Origin of the sequence: Cecembia sp., assembly GCF_007126775.1 — a bacterium.
Classification (GTDB): Bacteria; Bacteroidota; Bacteroidia; order Cytophagales; family Cyclobacteriaceae; genus Cecembia.
Genome location: NZ_SLAP01000031.1, coordinates 1 through 10,714 on the forward strand (window position 1 = coordinate 1; position 10,714 = coordinate 10,714).

Sequence of the window (10,714 nt, forward strand, 5' to 3'; positions counted from 1 at the left end):
TGAATGGCAGTTGCTGAGTGGAAGAGAGACGGAATTGTTAGAAGTAAAAATTGCTGAGAAATCATGAGACTGAATATTGAAAGCCTTTCATTCAAAAAAGACATAGAAAATCAGAAGATGGATACTGAGCCTTGGGAGACAGCTGAGAAGATCAGTGTTCCATCTAATTTTACGGAAGCTGTGTACAAATCTATTTCGCACCAAGGATTCGGGGCCGGAATCCCGCCATACTTGCGGGGACCTTACAGTACAATGTATGTAATGCGTCCGTGGACCATCAGACAGTATGCGGGATTTTCCACTGCAGAGGAATCCAATGCTTTTTACAGAAGAAACCTAGCGGCAGGTCAAAAGGGCTTGTCCGTAGCTTTTGACTTAGCAACACATAGGGGCTATGATTCAGATCATCCCCGCGTTGTGGGGGATGTGGGTAAGGCAGGTGTTGCCATTGATTCTATTTTGGACATGAAAATCCTCTTTGATGGCATCCCTTTGGATCAAATGTCAGTGTCCATGACTATGAATGGCGCTGTTGTTCCCATTTTGGCATTTTATATAGTGGCAGCTGAAGAGCAAGGAGTAAGTCCTTCTCAGCTCAGTGGTACCATACAAAACGATATTCTCAAGGAGTTTATGGTAAGGAATACCTATATCTATCCTCCCCAGCCTTCGATGAAAATCATTGCAGATATTTTTGAATATACATCCAAAAATATGCCCAAGTTCAATTCCATTTCGATATCAGGATATCATATGCAAGAAGCGGGAGCCACTGCTGAACTGGAGTTGGCTTATACCTTGGCCGATGGTTTGGAGTACCTGAAAGCCGGTATAGCTGCTGGTCTTGAAGTAGATGATTTTGCACCTAGGTTGTCATTTTTTTGGGCGATTGGGATGAATCATTTTATGGAAATTGCCAAAATGCGTGCAGGAAGACTGCTATGGGCCAAGTTGGTAAATAGGTTTGAACCGAAAGACCCAAAGTCACTTGCCCTGAGGACGCATTGTCAGACCTCAGGTTGGTCACTTACCGAGCAGGATGCTTTTAATAATGTGGCAAGAACTACCATTGAGGCCATGGCGGCGGTATTGGGCCATACACAGTCCTTACACACCAATTCTTTTGATGAGGCCATGGCTCTTCCGACCGATTTTTCTGCTAGAATTGCAAGGAATACCCAGTTGTATTTACAGGAGGAAACCGGAATAACCAAGGTTGTAGACCCATGGGGTGGATCTTATTATGTGGAATATCTGACCGATCAGTTGGTAGCGCAAGCATGGAAGTTGATACAGGAAGTAGAGGACTTGGGAGGAATGGCCAAAGCCATAGAGGCAGGAATTCCTAAAATGCGGATAGAGGAAGCCGCTGCCAGAAAGCAGGCTAGATTGGATAGTGGAAAGGATGTCATTGTCGGGATGAATAAGTACCAGACGGAAGAAAAGACTGCATTTGAAATTCTTGAAGTAGACAATCAGGCTGTTAGGTCAAAACAAATACAGAGACTTGAAGCATTGAGGTCCTCAAGAAATCAAGGAGAAGTGGATTTGGCTTTAGAAGCCCTGACAGAAGCTGCCCGTTCAGGAGAAGGAAATTTACTGGAACTTGCGGTAGATGCGGCCAGAAAAAGAGCTACTTTAGGGGAAATTTCTTTTGCAATGGAAAAGGAATTTGGGAGACATAAAGCAATTGTAAAATCCATTTCAGGCGTGTATTCAAGAGAAGCTAAAGACGATATTACTTTCCAGGAAGCCAGAAAACTGGCAGACCGCTTTGCAGAGTTGGAAGGGAGGAGGCCAAGGATTATGGTCGCCAAAATGGGGCAGGATGGACATGATAGGGGAGCGAAAGTGATAGCTACAGGTTTCGCCGATCTAGGATTTGATGTGGATATAGGTCCTCTTTTCCAAACCCCAGAAGAAGTAGCCATGCAGGCGGTAGAAAATGATGTGCATGCAGTAGGGGCATCTTCTTTGGCGGCAGGCCATAAAACATTGGTGCCTGCATTGATAGAGGAATTAAAAAAATTGGGTAGGGAAGACATCATGGTGATTGCTGGTGGAGTTATTCCTCCTAAAGATTATGATTTTCTTTATGCTGCCGGAGTGGCAGCCGTTTTTGGGCCGGGGACAGTTTTATCTAAAGCTGCTATAGAGGTATTGAATAAACTGATGGAAGCATGATAGAAGGCTTCATAAAAGTATAAATTGAGGTTATGAAATCCATCACACTGGTATTTGACGATAATTTGACTGAGCAGGTTCAGGAGAAGATTATTCCCCTATTTGGTAGTCATTTAAAGATCACGGTACCATTTAGCAAGTGCAAAACATTCGAATTTGGAGAGAGCGATTTTCTTGTTTTCTATGTATCTGATCAGCAATTCAGGGATATAATCGATTCCATTATCGAGAAGCACTGGAAAATTGGGTTTCTTCCTCATCCCAAGTTATTGGAAGTTTCCCAGGGTTTTGGAATTTCTTCCAACCTTGAAATCGCTGTAGAAAATATCTTGGAAACAGAGGGAACGGTTGAGATTGATATGTTATACGCCAGCGGTCAGCCGGTTTTCAATTCCATGGTAATAGGCAATACCTTTAGTCTTTTGCATGCAGGAGATTTGGGTAAAACCGGTTTTTTGAAATACTACCTTCGCGTAAAGCGGTTTTTGGGCTCCCTTAAAAGGGCGCATCTCCATGACCTTTCCATCAATTGGTCAAATGATGCAGATGAAATGAAAGAAAAGGCCTTAGATACTGCCGCCTTGGGTATGGTTGTTGTCCAACATGGGAAAAGTTCTCTTTTATCCCGGAGGTTGTTGGAGGATTCTGATCCTAATGATGGTATGATGAACTGTCTGATACTTGCGCCAAAAAGTATTTGGGAAGTGGTTAAATTTGGCTTTTACAACATTTTCAAGTCATCTAAAAATCAGAAATTACCCAATTACGTTGCCCATCTTAAGACTGATAAAATCCAGATATCAAGTAAAAAAAATATTGATTTCGCAGTTGATAATATCCTGATAAGTTCAAAGGAAATTATTTTGGAGGTTAAGCCAAAGCTACTCAATGTAGTTCCCGGTAAATTTTTGGAAACCAACAAGGAGGTGAAAAGCTCAAAAATTTTCAAAACGCAAAACCTTCCTCAAGGGGAGTTAAGGTTGGAGTTGTTGAGAAAGAGCCTTCCTCTTACCAATCATGCTACAACAGAAGAATTCAAGTGGTTATTTACCATTTTAAGAGAAAATTCAAAAGTAACTTCTAGTTATTTGGTATTGATGGCCCTTTCCACATTGATAGCAGCTTTTGGTCTTTTTGGGAACTCCTCTCCTGTGATCATTGGGGCAATGATATTGGCTCCATTGATGTCTCCGATTATTTCTTTGGCAATGGGGGTGCTTCGGCAGGAACAAGATTTGATCAAAGACAGCCTTATTACTATTGCTTTTGGCCTGTTGATTGGTTATGCTTTTGCAGTTTTGATTACTTGGATTACGCCTTTAAAGACCCCTAACAGTGAAATGATTGCGCGCATAAGGCCAAATTTACTTGATTTGGGAGTAGCCGCTGCATCTGGGGTTGCGGGTGCATACGCTCATGCTAAGAAAGAAGTGGTCAAAACCCTGGCAGGTGTAGCCATTGCCGTGGCACTTGTTCCTCCATTGGCCGTATCGGGAATTGGTTTGGGATGGGGTGATTGGCCAATATTTTTTGGCGCATTATTACTTCTTGTAACTAACTTGGCAGGAATGGTTTTGGCAGGGGCACTTACTTTCCTTTTTTTAGGTTTTAGTCCTTTTCATTTAGCTAAAAAGGGGCTACTTATTTCCATGGTTTTGGTTTTGATTATCAGTACACCTTTGGGCTTTGGGTTTTCCAGGATGGTGAAGGAAAATAAGCTTATTCAAGAATTAAGCGGGAGGGACATAGAGCAGGGGAAACTAAGAAATGTCAATGTCATCCAAATGCGCCCGATGCGGATTTCCCTGACAGTTGTTTCTGATTCCCCGTTGGATTTGGTTGAACTGAAAGCAGTCAAAGATCAGGTTGAAGAAATAGTGGGAGAGGAAGTGGAATTGGAGCTGACCGTTGCAATCCGTTATTGAGTTATTTAAGGATTTATTTTTCAGACTCTGATTAATACTAAAAAAGTAAGACCTATTTTTGTTTAACGATAAGAATATTAACCTATGGTCTTTCTTGCTGATTTGAATTTTTCTTTACCATGGCAAAATCCGGTCCTGATTTTTGCGAGTATCTTATTTATCATTCTCTTTGCTCCGATCTTATTAAATCGGATTAAGATTCCGCAATTGATAGGCCTGATTATGGCTGGGGCCATTATAGGTCCCAATGGAATTAACCTCTTGGAAAGAGACAGCAGTGTAATTCTTTTTGGTACAGTAGGCCTTCTTTATATCATGTTCCTGGCAGGATTAGAAGTGGATATGGCTGATTTCAAGAAGAACAGTAATAAATCCATCGTTTTTGGTCTCTACACATTTCTTATACCAATGGCCTTGGGTACACTTACCGGATTGTATTTGTTAGATTTCTCTTTGCCTACTTCCATATTATTGGCCTCCATGTTTGCTTCCCATACTTTATTGGCCTATCCGATGATCAGCAAGATGGGGATAGCTAAAAATAAAGCGGTCAATATTGCTGTCGGAGGAACAGTTATCACAGACACCCTTGCACTTTTGGTTCTTGCAGTAATTGTGGGTATGTCTACAGGGGAATTGAGTAATGAATTTTGGTTAAAATTGGGCATTTCTCTGATCATATTTACGGGAATCGTGGCCTTCATTTTTCCGATGCTGGGGAGATGGTTCTTTAAAAGGTATGATGACAATATTTCGCAGTATATTTTTGTTTTAGGGTTGGTTTTTTTGGCAGCATTTTTGGCCGAAGCTGCCGGAGTTGAAGCCATTATTGGGGCCTTTTTGGCGGGATTGGCACTAAATAAGCTAATACCTCACACATCGCCTTTGATGAACAGGATAGAGTTTGTAGGGAACGCTTTATTTATTCCGTTTTTTCTCATCGGGGTGGGGATGCTGATTGACTATCGGGTGTTTTTCAATGATATTGAAACCATTAAAGTGGCTGTGGTCATGTCGGTTATTGCAACGCTTTCAAAATATCTTGCTTCCTTGCTGATCCAAAAAACGTTTAATTTTTCAGGGGCACAGCGGGACGTTATTTTTGGTCTGAGCAATGCCCAAGCAGCAGCTACTTTGGCAGCAGTTTTGGTAGGTTACAATGTGATTTTGGGAGAAAACCAAGATGGTGAACCTATTAGGCTTTTGAGTGAAAGTGTTTTGAATGGGACAATTTTGATGATTTTGGTGACCTGTACGATCGCTTCTTTTGTAGCTCAAAAAGGCGCTGCAAAGTTGGCCCTTGAAGAAGAATTGAATCATGAAGAAGGAGATGAGGAAGCTGAAGAGAAAATTCTGATACCTGTTAATTATCCGGAGAACATAGAAGAACTGATTCATTTAGGAGTCACTATTAAAACCCAATCTCAGAAAGACGCCTTGTTGGCACTCAATATTATTCCTTCCGATTCGGAAGATCCATCAAAAGAAAAGTATGCCAAAAAGCTCTTGGAGAAGGCTAGTATTAGTGCCTCTGCTACAGACAATAAGCTTACAGAGTTGATCCGATATGATTCTAATGTGGTCCAAGGGATTACCAATGTAGTCAAAGAGAACAAAGCCACTGATATTATCTTGGGACTTCATAAAGATGCTGGAATTTCAGGATCATTTTTGGGTAAGCTTACGGAAGGTATTCTTGGAAAAATCAATGTTACTGCTCTTATATATAACAGTGTGCAGCCTTTGAATACCATTTCCCGGTATCTAATTGTAGTCCCACCGAATGCAGAGAAGGAAATGGGTTTTGCCTTCTGGCTTTTAAGGGTTTGGAATATTGGAAGAAATACCGGTGCCAAACTTGTGTTTTACGGTTCAAATGAGGCCTTAAAGTATATCAAACAAGTGCATAAGAAATTTAGTGCAGAAGTGGCTTTTGTAGATTTTTCAGATTGGGAGGATTTCTTGATTATATCCAAGGATTTAAAGGAGAATGATGCACTGGTAGTTGTGATGAGCAGAAAAAATGGGGCCTCTTATGATACACAAATGGAAAAATTGCCCAAATATTTGAACAAATACTTTATTCAAAACAACTATGTGCTGATTTACCCTATGCAGTTCAATTTTGACAGTAAAGAATATGCTCCTTACGGAGGGTCTCCTTTTTTAAAACCTTTGATTACTACTGGTGTGGAGGGGGTAGAGAATTTTACGCAATTGGTAGGAAAGCTGTTCAAAAAAAAATAAAAAAAGGCCAAAACTGGCCTTTTTTTATTTAATTATCTTCTCCTCTCAATTTGATAACAGCGCCTTCGAGAAGCGGGCTGATACGTATTTGACATGCCAATCGGCTTGTCGGAAAATATTCTGGTAAATTTTCCAGTTGATCCAATTCCGCATCAGTAGCATCTCCAAGTTCATCCTGACCATCCAGTATTTCAACATGACAGGTTGCACACAATGCCATACCTCCGCAGGTGGCTAAAACCGGATATTCAGAAGCCTTCAATATTTCCATCAGACTAAGTCCCATATCATCAGGGGCCTCAATAGTCTGTCGATTACCTTCCTGATCTTCGACTGTAAATGTTACCATGCTGCAAATGTAAGATTAAAATGCATTTACACCATTTACAGTGGTATATTTAAAGCTTAATTTTTGATCAGGATATACATATTTGAATGCGGAATGCATCATGATCGCAGCTTCATGGAATCCACAAAGGATCAGTTTCAGTTTTCCAGGGTAAGTATTGATATCTCCGATGGCATAGATCCGATCCACTCCTGTAGAATAATCACGTGTATCCACCTCTATGGCATTTTTATCTATATTCAATCCCCAGTTGGCTATTGGGCCAAGTTTTGGGCTCAGACCAAATAGAGGAATTAAATAATCTGTATCAATAATCAATTCTTCCTTGTTTTTACTCTCCAGCTTTATACTTGAAAGCTTGCCATTACCATTAAGTTCTTTCAGGTTGGCGGAAAGAATTAAATCGATTTTGCCATTATTGGCCAAATCAAAAACTTTGGCAGCAGAATCAGGTGCTCCTCTGAATGTTTCATTCCTATGGACCAAAGTAACTCTTTCAGCCACGTTAGCAAGGAAAATGGTCCAATCAAGCGCAGAGTCTCCACCTCCTGCAAGAACCACCTTTTTATTTCGGAAAGTTTCCGGATTTTTGACCATGTATGCAACTCCCTTACCTTCAAAATGGTCTAGGTTTTCAAGCACTGGCTTCCTTGGTTCAAATACACCAAGACCACCGGCAATCACAATCACCTGCGCATGAACTTGGGTATTGTCATTGGTAGTGATAATGAAAGAACCATCATCCTGCTTGGCAAGATGGTCTACCCTTTCTCCAAGGGTGAAGGTTGGCTTAAAGGGTTTGATTTGATCCATCAGGTTATCTACCAACTCCTGTGCCTTGATTTCAGGATATCCTGGGATGTCATAAATGGGTTTTTGAGGATAAATTTCCGAGAGTTGCCCTCCTACTTGCGGTAAGTAGTCGATCAGGTGGCAGCGCATTTTTAGCAATCCCGCTTCAAATACTGCAAATAAACCAACTGGTCCAGCTCCGATGATGCAAATGTCAGTAGTAATCATGATGTGTGTTTAATTAATTGGTAAAACCAATTGAAAACTTTTTTGTTCGTATAAATATAATTAGTAAAGCAACTAATCTTAAGGTTTTCTACAGATTATTTCAAGTTGGTATAAATGGTATTCAATATTCTCTTGAACTCTTCGAAATCCTTTTCGTTTAGGTTTTCCCATGCTTTTTCTCTTATGGAAGAAATTTGAGGTTTCAATTCTTTTACTTTTGAGATCCCTTCCTCTGTAAGGATCAGTTGAAAGCTCCTTCTATCCTGAGGATGAGGATTTCGTTCAACGTATCCCTTTTTGTTTAAAATATCTATAATTCTTGTTAGCGTGGGTTGATCTTTAAATACCAAATGAGCAAGCTCAGATTGACTTAAAAGCTCATTTTCTGAAAGATTTTTCATCACCAACCATTGGTCTACAGTGATATCGAATTCTGCCAATTTAAATTTTCTTTGCGCATATTGTTTTACCCGCCTGGCTGTGCGGTCCAAAAGAAAAGAATATTTGCTGAACTGTTCCTGTGTCATACCAATAATTAGCACAACAAATATACGTACTTAAAATGAAAAATCAATTTCCCTGAGGAGTCAAGACCAATCAATCTTCAGGTAATCTCTCTTTCCTGTAAACAAGATTCCCTTCATTGTCCCATTCTGCGCGGATAAAAGGCCTGAAGTTCCTGGAAAACGGCTGCTCCTGATATTGGATTTCCCGTTTCCTGATTACTTTATTATTGTCATTCCAATATTCTGTCCAGAGCCCTACTTTTTCACCAAAGTGATACTCTCCCGATACAGCAATTTGACCATTCTCATAAAAGTGATAAAAATTTCCCTCTTTGAGATCATATTCAACCGGTGTAAGGGTTTCGATTTGATTTTTTGACTTGTTATAATAGGACACTCTGGAATCTTTTGGCCATCCTTCATAGAAATGCAGTTTGTCCAATAAGACGCTTTTGTTATCAAAGCTCAGCCAAGTCCCATGCTTTGTTCCAAAATAAAAATTACCTTCTTCAACTACGGTTTCATCGATGGATTTGACATAAGGCCCATGTAACAAGTATCCTCTGGAGGCGTCAAAGTCTTTATTTCTAATGACCTTGTCTTTCTTGTCAAACCAAAAGATGTCTCTGATATATGGATCTATGATTTTCTTTTCTTGTGTGATGAAGAAATTCTGGAATTGGGTCTGGCTACGAAAAGTTGTTTTAGTTCTAACCCTTTTGGTTTTTTGTCCGTAGTAGATGTTTTTTTTCTGCCGTTTTTTATCTTTTTTCTTTTTCTCTTTTTTACCACTTTCATCAAAAAGGAGAAGGGGGAGATTGGTAGGCCTTAAAATATCGCTAACTACTCCTGTGGAATCAGGATCTTCGGCTTTTTCCTGTTTACCTTTTTTTTGTGCCAGAACGGAAAGGCTGATCTGTACCAGAATTAAAGTTAAAACGAGTCTGCGGATCATGTGAATGTAACGCAACAAATGATATGAATATTTTGTGTTAAATGTACAAATGCAAAATCAATTCCAAATTTAAGATAGAATTAATAATTGGAATCTGTATTTTTGGCCAAGTTTATTAAACCTACCAAATTATGACCTCAATCTTATCCGAACGTATCATTCAAATGGAAGAATCGGCCACTTTGGCCATGGCAAAAAAAGCCCGTGAATTAAAGTCAAAAGGAATCGATATCATCAGCCTTAGTTTGGGTGAGCCGGATTTTAAAACACCAAAGCATATTCAACAAGCAGCTAAGGATTCCATAGATGAGGGGAAATATTTTTCCTATCCACCAGTTGCGGGGTATCAGGATTTAAGAGAGGCAATTGCCAGGAAACTAAAAGACGAAAATCTTATTGTAGAAGCTAAAGCGGAGAATATCGTTGTATCTACAGGTGCAAAGCATAGCATCGCCAATGTTTTTATGTGTCTATTGAATGAGGGTGATGAAGTTGTTATATTCTCTCCTTACTGGGTTTCTTATGCAGAGATAATCAAATTGGCCGGAGGAGTACCGGTATTGATTGAAGGCTCTTTGGAAAACAATTTCAAGGCCACTGCTGATCAGTTGGAAGCGGCGCTCACTGATAAGACAAAGGCAGTAATTTATTCCTCTCCCTGCAACCCTACAGGATCGGTATTCAGTAAGGAAGAATTGGAAGCTATTGCTTCTGTGGTCAAAAAAAGAGAAAATCTCTTTGTTATAGCGGATGAAATTTATGAACTCATCAATTTTACAGGTAAGCATGCGAGTATAGGTGCTTTTCCAGGAATGTTTGAAAGAACAATAACTGTCAATGGATTTTCCAAAGGATATGCCATGACAGGCTGGAGAGTTGGTTATATCTGTGCCCCATTGTTTATTGCAAAGGCCTGTGAAAAAATGCAAGGTCAGTTTACATCGGGAGGCACAGGTATTGCCCAAAGGGCTGCTCTTGCTGCTATTTCAGGGGACCAGTCCCCTTCTCAGGAAATGGAAAAGGCTTATTTAAAAAGAAGAGACCTTGTTTTAAAGTTAATCCAGGATGTTCCCGGTTTTAAAACCCATGTTCCAGAGGGCGCTTTTTACTTCTTCCCAGAGATTTCCAACTTTTTCGGGAAATCAGCAAATGGTTTCAAAGTGAGCGATGCAGATGATTTCTGTCTGTATTTGTTGGAAAAAGCCAACGTATCATTGGTGACCGGAGCAGCATTTGGCGCCCCTAATTGTGTGAGGATTTCCTATGCAGCATCTGAGGAAGAGTTGATTGAAGCAATGAAGCGAATCAAAGATGCCTGTGCTATTTTAAAATAATTATTCTTTTGCATTATCGCAGTGTAAACCTTTCCAAAGTTTGGAAAGGTTTTTTTATTGACTTTTAAAAAATAAAATACCACGCTCATTTTGGCTTATTTTTAATGTAATATGATTTTTTTTATAAAAAATTGAAAGACTGATATTTTTGGTTATTCTTATTCCGATAATTTTATGGTTTAACCAAGTAAGCA

Annotated in this window: 8 protein-coding genes; 4 read left to right on the forward strand and 4 right to left on the reverse strand. The window is 39.9% G+C overall.

What is annotated here, in order from left to right; genetic code table 11:
* The first annotated feature begins 63 nt into the window (after window positions 1-63).
* The 3 genes from scpA to QZT73_RS02325 all read left to right on the forward strand — a co-directional run bounded on the left by scpA (window position 64) and on the right by QZT73_RS02325 (window position 6,356).
* Window positions 64-2,184, forward strand: coding sequence for a methylmalonyl-CoA mutase (gene scpA, locus QZT73_RS02315; protein ID WP_291779557.1), 2,121 nt, complete (start codon window positions 64-66; stop codon window positions 2,182-2,184).
* 32 nt (window positions 2,185-2,216) lie between these two features.
* Window positions 2,217-4,109 carry a DUF389 domain-containing protein gene (locus tag QZT73_RS02320; protein WP_291779560.1) on the forward strand — a complete coding sequence of 631 codons (1,893 nt, stop codon included), beginning with the start codon at window positions 2,217-2,219 and terminating at the stop codon, window positions 4,107-4,109.
* A gap of 84 nt (window positions 4,110-4,193) precedes the next feature.
* A complete protein-coding gene (locus QZT73_RS02325) occupies window positions 4,194-6,356 on the forward strand; it encodes a cation:proton antiporter (protein WP_291779563.1) in 2,163 nt (720 codons plus the stop codon).
* Window positions 6,357-6,384: 28 nt separating this feature from the next.
* Here the strand turns inward: QZT73_RS02325 and QZT73_RS02330 are convergent, their stop codons facing one another.
* The 4 genes from QZT73_RS02330 to QZT73_RS02345 all read right to left on the reverse strand — a co-directional run bounded on the left by QZT73_RS02330 (window position 6,385) and on the right by QZT73_RS02345 (window position 9,186).
* On the reverse strand, window positions 6,385-6,705 hold the full coding sequence (locus QZT73_RS02330; protein WP_291779565.1) for a 2Fe-2S iron-sulfur cluster-binding protein: 321 nt from the start codon (window positions 6,703-6,705) through the stop codon (window positions 6,385-6,387).
* A 15-nt stretch (window positions 6,706-6,720) separates the two neighbouring features.
* A complete protein-coding gene (locus tag QZT73_RS02335; protein ID WP_291779569.1) occupies window positions 6,721-7,725 on the reverse strand; it encodes an NAD(P)/FAD-dependent oxidoreductase in 1,005 nt (334 codons plus the stop codon).
* A 95-nt stretch (window positions 7,726-7,820) separates the two neighbouring features.
* Entirely contained in the window at window positions 7,821-8,252 is a 432-nt protein-coding gene (locus tag QZT73_RS02340) for a MarR family transcriptional regulator (protein ID WP_291779571.1), read from the reverse strand.
* 70 nt (window positions 8,253-8,322) lie between these two features.
* Window positions 8,323-9,186, reverse strand: coding sequence for a hypothetical protein (locus QZT73_RS02345; protein WP_291779574.1), 864 nt, complete (start codon window positions 9,184-9,186; stop codon window positions 8,323-8,325).
* Window positions 9,187-9,317: 131 nt separating this feature from the next.
* On the opposite strand from QZT73_RS02345, the gene QZT73_RS02350 reads away from it, so the two are divergent.
* Window positions 9,318-10,520, forward strand: coding sequence for a pyridoxal phosphate-dependent aminotransferase (locus tag QZT73_RS02350; protein WP_291779577.1), 1,203 nt, complete (start codon window positions 9,318-9,320; stop codon window positions 10,518-10,520).
* Window positions 10,521-10,714: the final 194 nt, after the last annotated feature.